The 19712-nt window shown below is 64.0% G+C and carries 14 protein-coding genes; 12 read left to right on the forward strand and 2 right to left on the reverse strand.

What is annotated here, in order from left to right:
* Nucleotides 1–52: 52 nt before the first annotated feature.
* On the reverse strand, nucleotides 53–1486 hold the full coding sequence (gene selO / locus VF673_RS04455) for a protein adenylyltransferase SelO (RefSeq protein WP_440291046.1): 1434 nt from the start codon (nucleotides 1484–1486) through the stop codon (nucleotides 53–55).
* A gap of 161 nt (nucleotides 1487–1647) precedes the next feature.
* Between selO and VF673_RS04460 the strand changes: the two genes are divergently transcribed.
* From VF673_RS04460 to VF673_RS04485, 6 genes are all read left to right on the forward strand, one after another.
* Nucleotides 1648–3438: an acyl-CoA dehydrogenase C-terminal domain-containing protein gene (locus tag VF673_RS04460; RefSeq protein ID WP_440291145.1), complete on the forward strand. Its 1791-nt coding sequence runs from the start codon at nucleotides 1648–1650 to the stop codon at nucleotides 3436–3438.
* Nucleotides 3439–3657: 219 nt separating this feature from the next.
* A complete protein-coding gene (locus tag VF673_RS04465; RefSeq protein ID WP_440291047.1) occupies nucleotides 3658–5442 on the forward strand; it encodes an acyl-CoA dehydrogenase C-terminal domain-containing protein in 1785 nt (594 codons plus the stop codon).
* 345 nt (nucleotides 5443–5787) lie between these two features.
* Complete coding sequence (locus VF673_RS04470; RefSeq protein WP_440291048.1) at nucleotides 5788–7200, forward strand: hypothetical protein; 1413 nt, start codon at nucleotides 5788–5790, stop codon at nucleotides 7198–7200.
* A 95-nt stretch (nucleotides 7201–7295) separates the two neighbouring features.
* Nucleotides 7296–8780 (forward strand): efflux transporter outer membrane subunit, encoded by a 1485-nt coding sequence (locus VF673_RS04475; protein ID WP_440291049.1) that lies wholly within the window; start codon nucleotides 7296–7298, stop codon nucleotides 8778–8780.
* Complete coding sequence (locus VF673_RS04480) at nucleotides 8777–9988, forward strand: efflux RND transporter periplasmic adaptor subunit (RefSeq protein WP_440291050.1); 1212 nt, start codon at nucleotides 8777–8779, stop codon at nucleotides 9986–9988. Before VF673_RS04475 ends, VF673_RS04480 begins: the two co-directional genes overlap by 4 nt.
* Nucleotides 9985–13227, forward strand: a complete 3243-nt coding sequence (locus VF673_RS04485) for an efflux RND transporter permease subunit (protein ID WP_440291051.1) — start codon at nucleotides 9985–9987, stop codon at nucleotides 13225–13227. The genes VF673_RS04480 and VF673_RS04485 overlap by 4 nt, the downstream gene beginning before the upstream one ends.
* A 45-nt stretch (nucleotides 13228–13272) precedes the next feature.
* On the opposite strand, the gene pobA is transcribed toward VF673_RS04485, so the two are convergent.
* The gene (gene pobA, locus VF673_RS04490; RefSeq protein ID WP_440291052.1) at nucleotides 13273–14457 is read right to left on the reverse strand and encodes a 4-hydroxybenzoate 3-monooxygenase; all 1185 of its coding nucleotides are present in this window, start codon (nucleotides 14455–14457) and stop codon (nucleotides 13273–13275) included.
* Nucleotides 14458–14570: 113 nt separating this feature from the next.
* Between pobA and VF673_RS04495 the strand changes: the two genes are divergently transcribed.
* The 6 genes from VF673_RS04495 (at nucleotide 14571) to pcaC (ending at nucleotide 19577) form a co-directional block, all read left to right on the forward strand.
* Entirely contained in the window at nucleotides 14571–15461 is an 891-nt protein-coding gene (locus tag VF673_RS04495) for a helix-turn-helix domain-containing protein (RefSeq protein WP_320330516.1), read from the forward strand.
* On the forward strand, nucleotides 15448–16371 hold the full coding sequence (gene pcaQ / locus VF673_RS04500; protein WP_440291053.1) for a pca operon transcription factor PcaQ: 924 nt from the start codon (nucleotides 15448–15450) through the stop codon (nucleotides 16369–16371). The genes VF673_RS04495 and pcaQ overlap by 14 nt, the downstream gene beginning before the upstream one ends.
* An 87-nt stretch (nucleotides 16372–16458) precedes the next feature.
* A complete protein-coding gene (pcaH, locus tag VF673_RS04505; protein ID WP_273125744.1) occupies nucleotides 16459–17178 on the forward strand; it encodes a protocatechuate 3,4-dioxygenase subunit beta in 720 nt (239 codons plus the stop codon).
* 12 nt (nucleotides 17179–17190) lie between these two features.
* Nucleotides 17191–17793: a protocatechuate 3,4-dioxygenase subunit alpha gene (gene pcaG, locus VF673_RS04510; protein WP_273125742.1), complete on the forward strand. Its 603-nt coding sequence runs from the start codon at nucleotides 17191–17193 to the stop codon at nucleotides 17791–17793.
* A 16-nt stretch (nucleotides 17794–17809) separates the two neighbouring features.
* Entirely contained in the window at nucleotides 17810–19186 is a 1377-nt protein-coding gene (locus tag VF673_RS04515) for a 3-carboxy-cis,cis-muconate cycloisomerase (RefSeq protein WP_440291054.1), read from the forward strand.
* On the forward strand, nucleotides 19179–19577 hold the full coding sequence (gene pcaC, locus VF673_RS04520) for a 4-carboxymuconolactone decarboxylase (RefSeq protein ID WP_090538726.1): 399 nt from the start codon (nucleotides 19179–19181) through the stop codon (nucleotides 19575–19577). Before VF673_RS04515 ends, pcaC begins: the two co-directional genes overlap by 8 nt.
* Nucleotides 19578–19712: the final 135 nt, after the last annotated feature.

Genomic DNA, 19712 nt, shown 5'->3' on the forward strand with positions numbered 1-19712 from the left:
AAAAAAAGAATAAGCAATCAGTCTGATATATCTATTTGTCTGGAGCTGGTCGTTAAGAGGAACAGCTGATCTCCAGCCGACGGCCCCAGTCCGGCGGGGGAGCGGCGTAGGCTTCCAGTCCCGACACCCGGGTGAATGGCTGGCGCAGTATCTGGTGCAGGCGCCGTACCTCGCTGAAGTCTTCCTGCTCAGCGGCACTGATGGCCTGCTGGGCCAGATAGTTGCGCAATACATACACCGGGTTGCACAGCAGGCGACCGGCCAGCGCGCTGCTGTTCATTGCCTGCCGCGCCCGGTGACGGGCCAGCCAGTCGTCTGCGGCGTCGCGGTCGATGAAGTGATCGCGGCTTGTCGGGTCATCCTCGGCCAGCAGGCGCAGCGTCAAATGGTAGTCTGCGGCGCTGGCCTGCATCAGCCCGAGCAGCTCTGCGAGCAGAGCGTCATCCCCCGGTTGCTCGCCGGCCCAGCCCAGGCGGGCATGCATCAACCGCCGATATTCGGCCTCGTAGCGCGGCATGATCTGACCCAGCTCGGTCTTCAGCGTCTCCACATCCAGGAAGGGCACCAGCGCCTGAGCCAGGCAGGCCAGGTTCCAGTGGGCGATCACCGGCTGGCGGTTGAAGGCGTAGCGACCGGCGTCATCGGAATGGTTGCAGATGTGTCCGGCGTCATAGTCGTCGAGAAAGGCATAGGGTCCGAAATCGAAGGTGATGCCCAGGATCGACATGTTGTCGGTATTCATTACCCCATGGCAGAAACCATAGGCCTGCCAGTGCGCCACCATGTGCATGGTGCGCCGCGCAACCTCGCGGAACATGGCGAGCAGAGGCTGTTCTGCCTGCTGGCAATGGGGGTAGCAGGTCTGCAGGGTGAAATCGATCAGTTGGCGCAGTTCGTCCAGCTGGTCGGTGTAGTAGAAAAACTCGAAATGCCCGAAGCGGATATGCGAGGGCGCCAGTCGCAGCAGCATGGCGGCCCGTTCCATGCGCTCCCGGCGCACCGGGTTATCACCCAGGGTAACGCACAGTGCCCGGCTGCTGGGGATGCCCAGCGCCGGCAGGGCTTCGGAGGCCAGGAACTCGCGGATCGACGAGCGCAGGACTGCGCGCCCATCACCCATCCGCGAGTACGGCGTGCTGCCGGCACCCTTCAGATGCAGGTCCCAGTGCTCACCACGATGGTTGACCACCTCACCCAGCAGCAGCCCGCGGCCGTCCCCCAGCTGGGGGTTGTAGATGCCGAACTGATGTCCCGAATACACCATGGCCCGGGGCTCGGCGTCCCGCCACAGCGTCCGGCCGGAAAACAGTTCGGTGAACAGCGGGTTGTCTGCCTCCGCCGGATCCAGCCCCAGGAGCTCGGCCGCCTCGCTGCTGGCGACCACCAGCCGGGGATTGCTCAACGGCTCGGGCATGACCGCAGTGGAAAAGCGGTCACCCAGGCGGGCGAAGCGGTTGTCGAATTGCAGGTCTGCCAGTGTCGTCATGGGTATGCCAAGGGGGTGAGGATCAGATCATGCTGCCTGTGTTATGGACCCGTATCAAGCGGTGTAATGGGCGGGCTTTTTCGTTGACTGGCTGGTCAGCGGCACATTAGTGTCAAACGTCTGTATGAATGACATACAACGCCATTGCACCGGAGATGATGATGCCCAGCTATAACGCCCCCCTGCGCGACATGCGCTTTGTCATGGACGAGGTTTTCGACTTTGCCGGCAGCTATGCTGCCCATGGCCTGACCGACGCCACCCCGGATCTGGTTGACGCAGTACTGGAGGAGAGTGCCAAGTTCGCTTCCGAGGTGCTGGCGCCGCTGAACCGCACCGGTGACGAAGAGGGCTGCCACTTCGAGGACGGGGTGGTGACCACACCCAAGGGCTTCAAGGAAGCCTACCAGCAGTACGTGGAGAACGGCTGGGCAGCCATGAGCGGGCCGGTGGAGTACGGCGGCCAGGGACTGCCCGCCTCCCTGGGCCTGGTGGTCAACGAGATGACCGCATCGGCCAACTATGCCTGGAACATGTATCCCGGTCTGACCCACGGTTGTGCCGCGGCTATCCGCGCCCACGGTACTCCGGAGCAGAAGCAGCTGTACCTGAACAAGCTGGTGCCCGGTTACTGGACCGGCACCATGTGTCTGACCGAGCCGCACTGCGGTACCGATCTGGGTCTGATCAAGACCCGTGCAGTGCCCCAGGCTGACGGCACCTACGCGGTCACCGGCACCAAGATCTTCATTTCCTCCGGCGAGCACGACCTGGCGGAGAACATCGTCCACCTGGTGCTGGCCAAGCTGCCCGACGCACCGGAAGGCACCAAGGGAATCTCGCTGTTCATCGTGCCCAAGTTCCTGCCCGACGCCAACGGCGAGGTCGGCGAGCGCAATGCGGTCAAGTGCGGCTCCATCGAGCACAAGATGGGCATCAAGGCGTCGGCCACCTGCGTGATGAACTTCGATGGCGCTACCGGCTTTCTGATCGGCGAGATCAACAAGGGTCTGGCCTGCATGTTCACCATGATGAACAGTGCCCGCCTGGGTACCGGCATGCAGGGGCTGTGTCACGGCGAAGTGTCCTACCAGAATGCCCTGGCCTACGCCAAGGACCGTCTGCAGATGCGCTCGCTGTCCGGTCCCGCCGAACCTGGCAAGCCGGCCGATCCCATTATCGTGCATCCTGATGTGCGCCGCATGCTGCTGACCATGAAGGCGTTCAACGAGGGCAACCGCGCGCTGGCCTATTACACCGCCCAGCTGCTCGACAACGCCCACTATTCGAAGGATGAGGCCGTGCGTGCCGATGCCGAGGACCAGCTCGCCTTCCTCACCCCCATCTGCAAGGCCTTCATGACCGAAACCGGCCTGGAAACCACCCTGCTCGGCATGCAGGTGTTCGGCGGCCATGGCTACATCCGCGAGTGGGGTCAGGAACAGCAGGTACGTGATTGCCGTATCGCTCCCATCTATGAAGGGACCAACGGCATCCAGGCGCTGGACCTCCTGGGCCGCAAGGTACTGATGAGCCAGGGCAAGCTGCTGCGCGCCTTCAGCAAGCAGGTTCACCTGTTCTGCCAGAGCCACGAGGGCCATGCCCAGCTTGGCGGCTATGTGGCTGATCTGGTCAGGCTGAACAGGCAGTGGGGCGACCTGACCCAGCAGATCGCGGTCCGTTCCATGCAGAACCGTGAGGAAGTCGGCGCAGCGGCCATGGACTTCCTGATGTTCTCCGGTTATGTCATCCACGCTTTCTTCTGGCTGAAGATGGCCGTGGTAGCCCAGCAGAAACTGGACGCCGGTACCAGCGAACAGGGCTTCTATCAGGCCAAGCTGGCGACCCAGCAGTTCTACTTCAAGCGTCTGCTGCCCCGCGCCCAGGCCCACGTGGCGGCCCTCGAGGCGGGTGCCGACAGCCTGATGCAGCTGGGCGCGGAGCACTTCTGATCCATTGATAACAGGCTCCCGGCCATCAAGGTCTGCGTCCGCAATCGGGCGCAGGCCTTTTTTATTGGGCGGCTCCGACGGCGGCATCGCGCAAAGCGAAATATGACTAATGGATAAGAAAAAGTCATAACAAGACGCTATCGTTTGAAAAGTTCTCAGACTACAATCAGGCCACTGATCCGGCTGAGCCGGCTTCTTATTGATTGCTGAGGAGTTACCATGGCTGAGTACCAAGCCCCCCTGCGTGATATCCGCTTTGTGCTGAACGAGGTCTTTGAAGCTGACAAGCTGTGGCAGAGCCTGCCAGGCCTGGACGGCGCCATCGATGCCGAGACTGCCGATGCCATGCTGGAAGAGGCCGGCAAGATTACCTCGCAGACCATAGCCCCGCTGAACCGCAACGGCGATGAACAGGGAGCGGTGTGGAACGACGGCCAGGTGACCACCCCCGACGGATTCAGGGAGGCTTATGCCACCTATGCCGCAGGCGGCTGGGTCGGTCTGGGCGGTAACCCGGAATTCGGCGGCATGGGCATGCCCAAGACCCTCGGCGTACAGGTCGAGGAGATGCTCTATGGCGCCAACAGCAGCTTCGCCCTCTATGTTGCCCTGACCGCCGGCAGCACCCTGGCGCTGGATGCCCATGGCAGCGAGGAACTCAAGCAGAAGTACCTGCCCCACATGTACTCCGGCAACTGGGCGGGCACCATGTGCCTCACCGAGCCCCACGCGGGCACCGATCTGGGCATCATCCGCACCCGCGCCGTGCCCGAAGCCGATGGCAGCTACTCGGTCACGGGTACCAAGATCTTCATCACCGGCGGTGAGCATGACCTGACCGAGAACATCATTCACCTGGTGCTGGCCAAGCTGCCCGATGCGCCGGCCGGTCCCAAGGGGATCTCCCTGTTTCTGGTGCCCAAGTTCCTGGTCAACGAGGACGGCAGCCTGGGCGAGCGCAACGCCGTGAGCTGTGGCTCCATCGAACACAAGATGGGCATCAAGGGCTCGGCGACCTGCGTGATGAACTTCGATGGCGCCAGGGGCTATCTCATCGGTGAGCTGAACAAGGGGCTCAATGCCATGTTCACCATGATGAACTACGAGCGCCTGTCCATTGGCATTCAGGGTATCGGCTGCGCCGAGGCCTCCTACCAGAGCGCTGTGGCCTACGCCCGCGAACGTATCCAGAGCCGTGCGCCGACCGGTGCGGTGCAGCCGGACAAGGCCGCCGACCCCATCATCGTGCACCCGGATGTGCGCCGCATGCTGCTGACCATGAAGGCCATGACCGAGGGCAGCCGGGCGTTCTCCACCTATGTGGGCATGCAGCTGGATATCAGCAAGTTTGCCGAGGACGAGGCGATCCGCCGCAAGGGCGAGGATCTGGTAGCCCTGCTGACACCGGTCGCCAAGGCCTTTTTCACCGATGTCGGGTTCGAGAACTGTGTTCACGGCCAGCAGGTGTTCGGTGGCCATGGCTACATCCGCGAGTGGGGTCAGGAGCAGCTGGTACGTGACGTCCGCATCGCCCAGATCTATGAAGGTACCAACGGTATCCAGGCGCTGGATCTGATGGGACGCAAGACAGTGGCCAACGGCGGCGCTTACTTCAAGGTATTTGCCGATGAGATCCGCGGTTTCATCGCCGGCAACGACGCCGGCCAGATGCAGGAGTTCGTGCAGCCCCTGGCGGCGGCGCTGGACAGCCTGCAGCAGCTGACCGATCTGGTGATCGAGCGCAGCCGCGCCAACCCCAATGAAATCGGCGCGGCCTCGGTCGAGTATCTGCATGCCTTCGGTTACACCGCCTACGCCTACATGTGGGCACGCATGGCCAGGGTTGCGCTGGACGCAGCAGAGGACGCCGACGGTTTCTATCAGGCCAAGCTGGGTACTGCCCGGTTCTTCTTCCAGCGACTGCTGCCGCGCATCCACTCGCTCAGCGAATCGGTCCGGGCCGGCAGTGAAGTACTGTTCGAGCTGGACGCCGCCCAGTTCTGAGTGACGCGTCGGGGTAGGAAAAGGCGTACAGAAGATAGTGACAATCGCCTCTATGTACGCCTCTGCCGCTTGCCTAATATGGCAATCGCAGGGACGCAGCGCAGGAAGCGCAAAGTAGTGACAGGGACGCAGGGACAGTCACAGGATGTGACCAGCGTTACGGAAGACCAGGACGTTATTCTGCAAAATCCCCGCAGGCAGGGTGGTGTTTACACCGCTCTGCCTGCGGGGTTTTCTGTTTCTGGCCTCCTCCCGCCCACCCCTCGGTACTGCAGCCGCTCGTGGTAGACTGATGCTCTTCGGACCCTCTGGTCCCGGTTCCATGGCTGCAGGGGAGGGCTGCGATTGTTCTCACTCAAACGCAAGGGCGATTATCGGCTGCAGTTGACCCGCACCCTGAAGAAGCCCGGGCGTTATACCCTCGAGCTCTACCTGTTCACACCCCACGAGAGCAACTTCGCTGCCTGGACCCTGACGGAGCAGCAATTCTACTTCCGTGCCATGCTGCACCGCTTCGGCCTGCTCGGGCTGCCCGCCCAGGACCGGCTCAGCAAGGATGACAGCAGCTTTGCCCTGTTGTCGCCCCATTACGAGATCACCTACGGCTCCTGGCTGTTCCGCTATACCGCCTCGATGGACCGCCTCCGCCAGCAACTGCAGAGTACCGGCGTGGCCAATGCCGAGACCATTGCACGGGGCCTGCGCCTGAGCGAGACCTACGCCCTGCGGCTGCGCCGCACCGTCCCGGAGCAGAGCGGCCAGCAACGCTATTTCCGGCAGATGGATATCTATTTTTCCTGGTATGCCGAACAGTTCCTGCTCGAATGCATGACGCTGGAAGGCTATCAGGAGCTGGACAGTGATCTGCGCGAGTCGGTGCGCGAATTCCTGCTGGAGGAATACCGCATACGCAAGGAGCGGGAGTACCTGGCGGACTTCCATGGCAAGCCGACCCGGGTGTGGAACCGCATGAGTCTGTATCACCGGTTGCTCGAATACCCGGTTCTGCTGCGGGCCAAGCTGACGGAGCTGGGCTCGGCAACCCGCAAGCTGGTCAAGGCAGCCAATACCACCCTGATCATGGGCCTGTTCACCTACGTGCTGTTCAATGCGCGCAGCGCCAGTCACCTGTCGATCACCCTGCTGCTGGGTATCGCACTGATCTATGGCATCCGGGATCTGCTGCGCGATGACCTCAATACCCTGGTCACCAGTTGGCTGCGCAAGGGCCGGCCACGCTGGAAAAGCCGTCTGCTGATGCCCTACACCCACAAGTCCATGGCCCAGCAGCTGATCTGGCTGGACTACTGCAAGGTCACGGACCTGCCGCGCGAGATAGCCGAACGCTCGGGCAAGTGGGCGGGGGAAGACAGACACATAGTGTGCTACCGCACGCAGCTGTATCTGGACAGGGACGCCCTGGAGCAGAACGAGATACAGGAGCGGCTGAACCTGGATTGCGAACCGCTGTGCGAGCTGATCGAGCCGACCCGCAACCGCTTGTTCGCCCCGGCCGGTGAGGAGGATCCCTTCGCTGCGGTGGATGCCCATCCGATCGAGAAGCAGCACGACTATAATCTGCTGCTGGTGGCAACCGAAGCGGATCAGGATTATTCCACGGCCCAGCGCTGGCGCCTGCGACTGGGGGCCAATGGCATCGTCGAGTGCGAGGCCAAGAAAATCAAATGGCCTTCGCCGGAGGAGCAGCAGCGGCTACCCTGGTACCGGCGCATGCTCATCCGTCTGGGGCGCGGCTGAGGGAATTTTCCGCTACCGCCAGGGTCTTGAGAGTAGTGTTTCAGCGGCACTATCGCGGCGGGATCGCCGCTCTTCAGTCAGGATAGGGACGGTGAATGAATTTCAGCTTCTTCCCGGGGTGGCCCGGCACGTTGCTTCTGCTTTCGTTGACCCTGCTCGGGGCCTGCAGCGTGGCACCCCCAGCGGAGCCGCAGCTGCCCTTTGACCTGCCTGATCGTTTCGACTCTTCCCTCGCCGAACCTTTTCAGCCCACCGAACGCTGGTGGACCGAGTTCGAGGATCCGCTGCTGGAATCTTTTGTCGATACCGCTCTGGTACGCAATCCCGGTGTAGCCCAGGCACTGGCCAGGGCCAGTGTGGCCGAGGCGCGGGTCAGGCTGCACCGGGGTGAGCGGCTTCCCCAGGCCGGAATCGGATTCACCAGTGCCAGACAGCGACAGAACATGGGTAGCATGGCCGGGCCTCTGGGCGAATTTGTCGATGACGAGCTGAGCTTCATCAGCAACAACCACAGTGCCTCCCTGGACGTCAGCTGGGAGCTGGATCTGTGGGGCCGCCTGGCCGCCGCCAGCTCCGCAGCCCAGGCCGAGTTCCTGGCCAGTGCCGAGCAGCTGCGTGGGGCGCGCCAGTCTGTCGCCGCCCAGGTGGTGCAGCTGTACTACGACGTGGTGCACGCCCGGGCCCAGGAGGAGTTGTCGGCGCGCACCGTCGATACCCTGGCCGAAATGGCCAGGCAGATCAGCAACCGGGTCGATGTGGGTATCGCCTCGCCGACTGATGCGATGCTGGCCGAGGCCAATCTCGGCTCGGCCCGGGCCGGACTGGAGCAGCGCCGTGAGGCACTGGCGCGCATCCGCCGGCAGCTGGATGTATTGCTCGGCTATTACCCCAGCGGCGCGCTGACTACCGCCGGGGCGCTGCCCGAGGTGCCCGCACGCCCTGCCGCCGGCGTGCCCGCCGAGCTGCTGGAGCGCCGCCCGGATGTGCGTGCCGCCGAGCTGGCCCTGCGGGCGGCGGGGTACCAACTGGGCGCGGCGGAGCGTTCCTTCCTGCCCAGTCTGGCCCTGACCGGCTCGGCGGGGTACAGCAGCGACCAGCTGTCCGGCCTGTTCGACAGCAGCAATCTGGTCTGGTCCATCGCCGGTCAGCTGATGCAACCCATCTTCCAGGGCGGCAGGCTGGTGGCCCAGGTGGACATTGCCGAGGGGCAGCAGAGCGAGGCGCTGCACAGCTATGTGGAAACCGCGCTCAATGCCCTGGCCGAAGTGGAGAGCCTGCTCGCCGTGGACGATCTTCTGGCCCGGCGCGAGGACAGCCTCGATGCCTCCGCGACGGCTGCCGAGGAGGCGGTACGGGTGTCCTACAACCGTTACCAGCAGGGCATAGACCCCTTTCTCAATGTGCTCGAGAGTCAGCAACGCGCCCTTGACGGGCGCAGCGCCTACATCAGTGCCCGGCATGCCCGGATTGAAAATCGCATCTCCCTGCATCTGGCCCTTGGCGGTGGCTTCGAACCCCGCATCGAGGCCGCCGAACCTGCCCCCCAGGACACCCCAGCCAGGACCGCCGATCGCCCATGAAGACATTCAACGCCACCCGCCCTCGCCTGTATCTGCTGCTGACCGGAGTCCTGCTCGCCGCCGGCTGCGGGGGCGGCAGCGAACCGGAGCAGGCCGCCGAGCAGACCGGTCAGGACAGCGTCGGCCAGGCACGACCGGTCAGTGTCCGGGTGACGGCGGTGGAGCCGCGCACCCTGCAGTCCTGGGTCTACAGTCAGGGTACCGCCCGATCCAGACAGCGCGAATTTCTCACTTTCACCCAGCAGGGAACCGTGTCCTACGTGGATCCGGAGCTGCGTGTCGGCAGCCCGGTGAAGAAGGGACAGCTGATCGCCCACCAGGCCCCGGACAGGGTGCAGGCGGAGCTGCAGGCGGCTCGGGCAGCCCTCGCCGAGGCCGAGGCCAACCTGGCGCTGGCTGAGGTGACCCGGCGGCGGTACGAGACGCTGATCGAGCAGCGCTCGGCCTCGCGGCAGGAGCTGGATCAGGCAGTGGTGCAGGTGGAGCAGGCCAAGGCCATTCGCGACAACAGCAAGGCCCAGCTGGCCCAGTCGCAGTTGACCGTCGACGAGTCCAGACTGGTATCGCCCATCGATGGCGTACTGGCGCGGCTGAACGTGGAGCAGGGGCGCTATTTCAATCCCAGCGTGGTGCAGACCAATACCGAGCAGAATGCCCTGCGCACCGTCCCGGCGCTGGTGATAGATCCTGATCGTTTCGAAGTGCGGGTGGACCTGCCGTCCTATGTCTACCGGCAGATTGCTGTCGGATCCCGGGCGGTGATCGGCGATACGCCCCCCCGGGACGGACAGGGCATGGACCCGTTGCAGCGCGAACAGCAGGTGCTGGGCAAGGTGCATGCGGTGAGCCCCTCGCTGGACCCGGAAACCCGCACCTTCGAAGTGATAGTTCATACCGAAGGTGACAATCCTCGACTGCAGGACGGCGAGTTCGTCGCGGTGTGGATTGCCCGCCCGCCGGAGAACGAGGTGCTGAGTGTGCCGCTGGAAGCGCTGCGCTACCGCAACGACCAGTCCTTCGTGCTGGTTCTGAACGAGGACACCGGGCGGGTCAGCGAGCGTCGGGTCGAGCTCGGCCAGCAGGCCGGCGCCTACCGAGCGGTGACCGAGGGGCTGGAGCAGGGCGAGCTGGTGGTAACCGATGGACGCGCCGCGCTCAACGACGGCCAGCCGGTTCGGGTTCTGGATACGGACGGAGCGCAGCCATGACCGAGCCTGATCAGCACCGGGCCGGGGATGGCGCAGAGGTGCCGGTGGAGACCGAGGAGGTGCGCAGCGCGCACCCGCTCGCACGCTTCTTCTTCCTGCAGCCGGTGTTTGGCATTCTGCTGCTGGTGACCCTGGCTCTGGGGGGCTGGATGGCCTACCTGCAGCTGGTCAAGGAGTCGTTGCCCGATCTGGACATTCCCCAGGCCACCATCACCACCGCCTGGCCGGGCGCCGACCCGCGCACCATCGAGGAGCAGGTCACCGATATCATCGAGGACGAGGTGACCACCCTGGAGGGCGTACGCCGGGTGGACAGCGCCTCCTACGACTCCTTCTCGGTGATTTCGGTGGAGTTCGACGCCTCCATCGACCCGGTGGACGCCATGACCCGGCTGCGTGCCGCCGTGGCGGATGCCGAGGCGGAGCTGCCGGACGAGGTGGACCGCCCGGCGATCGAACAGGCCTCCGTGGACCAGCTGCCGATTCTTACCTTCACCCTGCACGGGGATATCGGCTCGGCCACCATGAACCAGCAGGCCAGACGTATCCGCGATACGCTGGAACGGCTGCCCGGGGTCAACGAAGTCAACATCGGTGGTGAACGCGAAGAGATAGTGCAGATACTCCTGCGTCCCGAGCGCATGCTGGCGCTCGGGCTGTCCCCCTCCGCCGTGCGCAATGCCGTACAACAGGCCAACGTGGAGCAGCCCTTCGGCGAGATTCACAGTGACGACATCGGTGCCGTGGTTCGCCTGGAGGGCCGGTTCCGCGACGTGGATGATCTGCGTGCCCTGCCGGTGGCCCGCCTCAGCGGTGTGGGCGCAGGGCGCCCGATACGTCTTGATGAGGTCGCCACCGTCCGGCGCATGCAGGAAACCGAAACCAGCCGGGCCTTCTTCAGCGGAGAAGGCGGGACCTATGCCCAGTCCCTGGAGATGTCGGTGCGCAAGACCCCGGGTGCCGATACGGTCAACCTGGTGGCCACCCTGCGTGAGGCTCTGGAGGACATGCGCAACCAGGGCAGCTGGCCGTCCGGGCTGGACTACACCGTCACCCAGGATGAGGCCGAGCAGATATGGGACTCGCTGTCCGATGTCTTCGTCAGTGCGTTGCAGACCATGGTGGTGGTCTTTGCCATCCTGCTGCTGACCATCGCCTGGCGCGAGGCGATCATTGCCGGCCTGTCGGTGCCCGTCACCTTCGCCGGAGTGCTGCTGGTCATCTGGCTGATGGGGTATTCGCTCAACGAGCTGGTGATCATCGGCATGGTGATCGCGCTGGTGATGATCGTCGATGTGTTCATCATTCTGCTGGAGGGCCTGCACGACGAGATCTACAACGGCGGCAAGACCTTCGGCCAGGGCGTGCTGGCCACCGTCAGCCGCTATGGTCTGCCGGCCTTCGCCGCACAGATCACCACCATACTGGCGCTGGCCCCGCTGATGTCCATCAGTGGCACTGTCGGCGAGTTCATCCGGGTGCTGCCCACCACCACCGTGGTCTGTCTGGTACTGGCTTTCATCGTCGCCATGCTCTGTACCCTGCCGCTGTCCCGGGCTCTGCTTGGGAAACAGCGACCGGCAGCGCAGGCCGAGCGCCAGGGCCTGTCGGACCGGGTCACCGCCCGGGCGGTGAGCACGCTGGAAAGCTGGAATGCGCGCTGGGTGGTGGCCAGCCGGCGTCGCGCCTGGCTCTGGGTGGTGGCGGCGCTGGGGGTATTCTTCCTGTCGATGCTGGCCTTCAGTCAGGCCCGCGTCGAACTCTTCCCGCCCACGGACGGTGAGCGGCTGGGGATCAACATAGAGCTGCCGCCGACCACCCAGCTGGCCGGCTCCCAGGTCATTGCCGACGAGGTGGGCGAGATGCTGCGCGGCAAGCCGTACTTCGAGAGCGTGGTCAAGCTGGTCGGGCTCAAGAGTCCCTTCGCCAGCGGCTCGATGGCGGCCAACCTGCAACCCAGCGAGGCGGAGAACTATATCGGCTTTTCCGCGATTTTCCGGCCGCTGGAGGAGCGTGACGCGACCTCCTACGAGCTGGCCGACGCCCTGCGCCAGGAGCTTTCCGATTATCTGGAACAGCGGGTGGCGGCGGCGCAGCTGCTGGTGGTGGCCGAATCCAGTAGCCCGACCACCGGCGACCCCATCGAGATCCAGCTGATCGGCGCGGACATGGATGAGCTGCAGCGGTTGTCCCGTCAGGTTCAGACCCTGCTGGCCGAGCTGGATGGGGTGGTGGATGTCCGGGACAATATCGGCATGCTCAAGCCCCAGCTGGCGCTGCAGCCCGACCGGGAGGCGGCGGACTTCTTCGGCATAGACCACGGGGATCTGGCCTCCCAGCTGCGCATTGCCTTCAGTTCGGACGAGATAGGGCTGTTCGTCACCGGTGATGAGGATGATGACATCGATATCCGCCTGGGTACCGAATGGCCCAGCCGCCCCGGTGAGACGGGCGGTCCGCGCAATATCGAGGAGTTGTCCCGGGTGCGGGTCTTCACCCAGGACGGCCGTTCCATCGACATGCGCCAGCTGCTCAAACCGAACCAGTCCGAGGCGGCCATCGCCATATCCCACGTCAACGGCGAGCGCGCCATCACCGTCATGGGCAAGAACGAGGGCCGCACCGTCGGCGAGATCATGGCCGAGCTGCAGCCTCGGCTGGACGAGATTCAGGCGGACTGGCCGGCGGGTTACCGCACCGTGATCGGTGGTGAGGCGGCCGATACCAGCGAGACCTTCGGTTCGGCCCTGATCGCGCTGGTCATTGCCATAGTGCTGGTGGTGGGCGTGCTGGTGATCCTGTTCAACAGTTTCCGCCAGGCCCTGATCATCTTCGCCACCATGCCGCTGGCGATCATAGGAACCGCATTGGGGTTCTGGGCCTTTGATATCACCTTCAGCTTCTTCGCCATGATAGGCCTGGTGTCGCTGATCGGCATCGCCATCAACAACGGCATCATCATGGTCGACACCATGAACAGCTTCATCAGGGAGGGGATGGGGATTGCCGAGGCCGCCGCCGCCGGCTCGGCCCGACGTCTGCGTCCGTTGCTGACCACCGCTGTGACCACCATCGTCGGGCTGGTGCCGCTGGCCGTCAGCAGCGCCTTCTACCGGCCGCTGACGCTGGTCATCATTTTCGGACTGATTTCGGTGTCGGTGCTGGCACTCTTCGTGGTGCCGGCGCTGTATCTGCTGCTGACGCCACGGGACGCAGGTCAGCCGAAGGTGCTGGATTGAGGCAGGCAACGGCGGCCCCGCCGGGGCCGCCTCAGATCAGCGGGATTACCTGATGTCGGGGTAGGGCAGACCGACGTAGTTCTCGGCGATGGTGGTCTGACCCGCCACCGAACCGACGAAGTAGTCCAGCTCGCTGCTCTGGATGCGCTGGCTGAAGTCGTCCATGTCCGGGAACTGGTGCAGCATGGAGGTCATCCACCAGGAGAAGCGCTCGGCCTTCCAGATACGCTCCAGACAGAACTCGGAGTAGCGCTCCAGCAGGTCGGTACGGCCTTCCTGATACACCTTCACCAGAATGCGGTACAGGCTGTTCACGTCGCTGGCAGCCAGGTTCAGACCCTTGGCACCGGTGGGCGGAACAATGTGGGCGGCGTCGCCGACCAGGAACAGGCGGCCATACTGCATGGGCTCGACCACGAAGCTGCGCAGCGGGGCGATGCTCTTCTCCAGCGACGGGCCGGTAACCAACTTTGCTGCCACCTCGTCAGGCAGGCGGCGCTTGAGCTCTTCCCAGAAGCGCTCGTCGCTCCAGTCCTCGACCTTCTCGGCCAGGTTGACCTGCAGGTAGTAGCGCGAACGGGTCGCCGAGCGCATGCTGCACAGGACAAAACCACGCTCGTGGTTCAGATAGATCAGCTCATCGCTGACCGGCGGAGTGTCGGACAGCAGACCCAGCCAGCCGAAGGGGTAGACCCGCTCGAAGGTCTTGATCGAGTCTTCCGGAATGGAGCGGCGTGCCACACCATGGAAACCGTCGCAGCCGGCGATGTAGTCGCAGTCCAGCCGAACCTGCTGGCCTTCATGGGTGAAGGTCAGGTAGGGTTTGTCGCTCCTGGCGTCATGAATGGCCACATCCGGTACCTGGTACAGGGTGGTCTGACCGCTGGCGGCGCGGGCTTCCATCAGGTCGCGGGTGATCTCGGTCTGACCGTAGACCATGACTGTCTTGCCTCCGGTCAGCTCCTTCAGGTCCAGGCGCTCGCTGCGGCCTTCAAAGGCGATTTCGATGCCGTCGTGGACGATGCCTTCACGGTCCATGCGCTCACTGGCGCCGGCCTCACGCAGCAGATCGACCATGCCCTGCTCGAGAATGCCGGCACGGATACGTCCCAGAACATAGTCCGGGGACTGGCGTTCAATGATGATGTTGTCGATACCGGCCTTGTGCAGCAGTTGACCCAGCAGCAATCCGCTGGGGCCGGCTCCGATGATGGCGACTTGTGTTTTCATGGCTCACCTCTGGTTATCGTTATTTGAATCTGATTGTTTTATATATTTCGTTGAATATGCGGCGCCGGGAAGGCAGTATCAGATTCAATACTTGTACTTTTCGAGGATTTCACATGAGCGCAATAAAGGAGGTGCCGGTCTTCAAGCTGTATGGCGAGACGGTCAACTGGTCGGCACCTGACCTGTTGCATATGGAGTCCATCGCCGAGCGCAGCGTGCTGCATGACTGGCATATCCACCCGCATCAGCATGCGGACCTGGTCCAGGTGCTCTATGTACAGCATGGCCACGCCACGCTGGAAATCGAGGGCCGGGAGCTGAGTTTTCGCCAGCCGGCGCTGCAGGTGGTGCCCCCGCTCTGCGTACATGGCTTCCGCTTTGCCGAGGATGTGAATGGCTTCATCCTCAGTCTGGCGCTGCCCCTGGTGGAGGACTCGGCGCAGACCATGGGTACCCGGCTGCTGACCTCACCCCATTGCCATCTGCTGGAGCACGACGACCATCTGTTCATGACCAGCCTGTTCGAACGCCTGTGGTTGGACTATCAGGGCCGGGAGGAGGGGCGTGATGCCATGCTGGCCTCGCTGGTCAAGGTGCTGCTGATCTGGTTGCACCGGCGCGAGCGGGAGACCGGCGGCATCCGCAGCAGTCTGGACCGGGGCGAGGAGTACGTCGCCCGTTTTCTTGAGCTGCTCGAGCAGCATTTCCGTGAACACTGGCCCATCGAGCGCTATGCCAGCCAGCTGAAGATCAGCACCCCGCACCTCAATTCCCTGTGCCGACGGCTGTGCCATCAGTCCGCTCTGCAGGTGGTGCATCAGCGACTGGTGCTGGAGGCCAAGCGCTGTCTGGTCTACACCAGCATGACGGTGAGCGAGGTGTCCGACAGTCTGGGCTTTACCGAGCCGGCGTACTTCTCGCGCTTCTTCAAGCGTTATACCGGGGTGCCTCCCCGGGAGTTCCGCCTGCATGGCGGCAGGCAGGGCATCAATGAATCCCGATAACCGCATCAAGCTCAGGCACCTGCACTGCTTCCTGGAGGTTGCCCGTCAGGGCAGCGTCCAGCGCGCGGCTGATGCCCTGGCGATCAGCCAGCCGGCGGTGTCCAAGACCCTGCGCGAACTCGAGGAGCTGCTGTGCAACCGGCTGTTCGAGCGCAACCGCCAGGGGGTGGTGCTGACCGAGGCCGGTACGGCTTTCCTGCACGTGGCCGGCCCAAGTCTGCAGGCGCTGCGCCGGGGCATCGAGAATCTGCGCAGCGACGAGTTCAAGGCCGGGGAGCTGCGTCTGGGGGTGCTGTCCTCGGTGGAGACCTGGCTGATGCCGGAGATCATCAGTCGTCTGCACCTGCATCACCAGGGCTTGCGCATCAGCGTGCAGAACGGCCCCGCTGTCTACCTGCTGGGGCTGCTGCGCAGCGGCGAGGTAGACCTGGTGGTGGGGCGCCTGAGCGACAGTCCCCATCTGGCCGGATTGCAGTTCGAACACCTCTATGGTGATGAGCTCAGATTCGTAGTCGCACCCGGACATCCGCTGCAGAATTGCTCCAGTGATCTGCTGCCGGGGCGGCTGGCGGACTTTCCCATGGTGCTGCCGCTGCCCGGCACCACCATCCGCCAGCATGCCGACAGCCTGCTGCTGCAGACCGGTGCGCGACTGCCGATCCGTTGCCTGGAAACCCTGTCCAATACACTGGCCCGGCGCTATGCGCTGACCGCTCAGGCAGTGTGGATCGCACCCCATGATGCGGTGCGCGAGGATCTGGCCGGCGGGTTGCTGCAGGCGCTGGCCATTCCCGCCAACCTGGCCGGCGGTTCCATCGGCGTATGCACCAATCCCATGATGCACCAGAGTGTGGCGTTGCAGTGGTGTCTGGAGGAGCTGAGAACGCTGGCGACCCACAACATGTCATAACCATACGGTTATGTGAGGGCGACGTGATTTCATTGGCTTCTCCCTGCCCCGCCGGACAGAATGCCGGCAGGCAACAGGAGAATGACCATGCACTCAGATCAAGAAAGCCGTTTTGTTATACGTGACCGTAACGGTCGTCATCCCAAGGCATACTTCCCCGACTACAAGACCTCCATCACCCGCTCCCCGCGCCAGGCGCTGGTGAGCATTCCGCAGTCGGTCTCGGAAACCACAGGCCCGGATTTCAGTCACCTGGGCTTCGGCAAGCATGACAACGACCTGCTGCTGAACTTCAACACCGGCGCGCTGCCGGTCGGTGAGCGCATCATTGTTCACGGTCGTGTGCTTGATCAGTACGGTAAGCCCGTGCCCAATACCCTGGTCGAGATCTGGCAGGCCAACGCCGGCGGCCGGTACCGTCACAAGAATGACCGCTACCTGGCTCCCCTGGACCCCAACTTCGGTGGTGTCGGCCGTACCCTGACCGATCGTGATGGGCGTTACATGTTCCGCACCATCAAGCCGGGCCCCTATCCCTGGCGCAATGGTCCCAATGACTGGCGTCCGTCGCACATCCACTTTTCCGTCAGTGGTCCGGCCATTGCCACCCGTCTGATCACCCAGCTGTACTTCGAGGGCGATCCGCTGGTGCCCATGTGCCCGATCATCCGCACCCTGAACGAGGATGCGGCCCAGTCGCTGATCGCCCATCTGGACATGGGCATGGCCAACCCGATGGATGCGCTGGCCTACCGTTTCGACATCGTGCTGCGCGGTCAGCGTCAGACCCATTTCGAGAACCAGTGAGGAGATCCTGCGATGACCAAGCAATTGCTGCCTGAAACCCCTTCCCAGACCGCAGGTCCCTACGTCCACATCGGCCTGGCTCTGGCTGCCGCCGGCAACCCCGAGCGGGAGGTGGAAATCCTCAACCGTCTGGCCGCATCCGAGGCCGCCGGCGAGCATATCCGTGTGGTTGGCCGCGTCTTCGACGGCAACGGCCACCTGATGCGTGACGCCTTCCTGGAGTTCTGGCAGGCGGACAGCGAAGGCAACTACCAGACCGAGTACCGCACCGAAAACAGCTTCAACTCCTTCGGCCGGGCCGCCACCATCTTCGATACCGGCGAGTGGGAGCTGCACACGGTCAAGCCGGGTGTGGTGAAGAATGCCGCCGGCGTACCCATGGCGCCCCATATAAATGTTGCGCTCTTCGCCCGGGGCATCAATATTCAGTTGCAGACCCGCATCTATTTCGAGGACGAGGCCGAGGCCAACGCCGCCGATCCCGTTCTCGGGCTGATCGAGCAGCCGGAGCGTCGTCTGACTCTGGTGGCCAGCCGCTGCACCGAGTCGCCGGACACCTACCGCTTCGATATCCGGGTGCAGGGCGACCGGGAAACCGTGTTCTTCGACTTCTGACCCGAGGGGTAACGCCTTGAACGAAACAGCCAACCGCCTGCTCGAACCCTACTTCGGCTACGGCCGGATGCGGGAACTCTTCTGTGACCGCGGCCGTGTAGCCGGCATGCTCGAGTTCGAGGCGGCGCTGGCACGTGCCCAGGCCCGGGTGGGGCTGGTGCCCGCCGAGGCGGCCGAGGTCATCGGCCGCCATTGCCAGGCACAGGATATGGATCTGGATGCGCTGGCCCAGGCCATAGTACTGGCCGGCAACACCGCCATTCCACTGGTGAAGATGCTCGGTCGGCAGATTGCCGCCGAGTCGCCGGAGGCCGAGCGCTATCTGCATCTGGGTGCGACCAGTCAGGATGCCATGGACACCGGCCTGGTGCTGCAGTTGCGCCGGGCGGTCGACTTGCTGGAGCAGCAACTGGCGGAGCTGGGCGAGCAGCTGAGTGCCCAGGCCCGCCGGCATGCGGCTACCGTGATGCCCGGCCGCACCTGGCTGCAGCACGCCACCCCGGTCACCCTGGGGATGAAACTGGCCAGCGTGCTGGGCTCGGTCAGCCGCCATCGCCTGCGTCTGCAGGAGATGCGCCATCGTCTGCTCAGCCTCCAATTCGGTGGCGCCTCGGGCACCCTGGCGGCACTCGGCGAACAGGCCTGGCCGGTGGCCGAGGCGCTGGCCGATGAGCTGCAACTCAGCCTGCCCGAACAGCCCTGGCACACCCAGCGCGACCGTCTGGCCGAACTGGCCGGCTGGCTCGGCAGTCTGGCCGGTACCCTGGGCAAGCTGGGTCGGGATTTCAGCCTGCTCATGCAGACCGAGGCCGGTGAGGTATTCGAGCCGGCCGCGCCGGGCAAGGGTGGCTCCTCGACCATGCCGCACAAGCGTAACCCGGTCGGCGCTGCTGTACTGATCCATGCCGGCACCCGCGCTCCCGGGCTGGTTGCCACCCTGTTGTCGGCCATGCCCCAGGAACACGAGCGCAGCCTGGGTCTGTGGCATGCCGAGTGGGACAGCCTGCCTGAGCTGTGCTGTCTGGTGTCCGGTGCCATAGACCAGGCCAGCCAACTGGCGGCCGGGCTGGAGGTGGACACCGAGCGCATGCTGCGCAACCTGGAGCAGACCCGTGGTCTTATCCTGGCGGAGCCGGTCAGCGTCGAGCTTGCCCGGCATCTGGGACGGCAGGACGCCCACCACCTGCTGGAACAGTGCTGCCGCAGAGCAGTGGAGCAGGGCCGCCATCTGGGCGAGGTGCTGCATGCCGAGCCCGGGGTCACGGAACATCTGAGCGGTGATCTGATCGACCGGTTGCTGGATCCGGCCAACTACACAGGTCAGGCCGCCCGCTGGGTCGAGCAGGCCTGCCGCGAACATGAACAGCTACAACGAGACATGCACAATGGATGAGAAACAGCGTTATGAAGAAGGCCTGAAGGTACGCCGCGCGGTACTGGGCGACGCCCATGTAGACCGCTCGCTGGCCAGCCGCACGCCCTTCAACGAGGAGTTCCAGGAGCTCATCACCCGCCACGCCTGGGGTGACACCTGGACCCGCCCGGGACTGTCCCGCCATACCCGCAGTCTGATCACCATCTCCATGCTGATCGCCATGAACCACAGGGACGAGCTGCAGATGCACCTCAAGGCGGCGCGCAATAACGGAGTGACGCGCGACGAGATCAAGGAGGTGCTGATCCACAGCGCCATCTACTGTGGCATTCCCGCCGCTAACGGCGCCTTCCATCTGGCCATGGAAGTCTGGGATCAGATCGGCGTGGAGTCCCTGGAGCAGGACTGAACCCAACCTGTAATGCCCTCGAGCGGCCGGCAATAGGCCGCTCTGCTGTTCCCGCCCCGCTCGATAATGGGGCAGAGTCGCCCCTGTGCTAGAATGGGCGCCTGCTTCAACTCTTTCCATTCCCGGAACAATCGA

Source organism: Halopseudomonas sp. Lyrl_26 (genome assembly GCF_051948695.1).
GTDB classification, from domain to species: Bacteria; Pseudomonadota; Gammaproteobacteria; order Pseudomonadales; family Pseudomonadaceae; genus Halopseudomonas; species Halopseudomonas formosensis.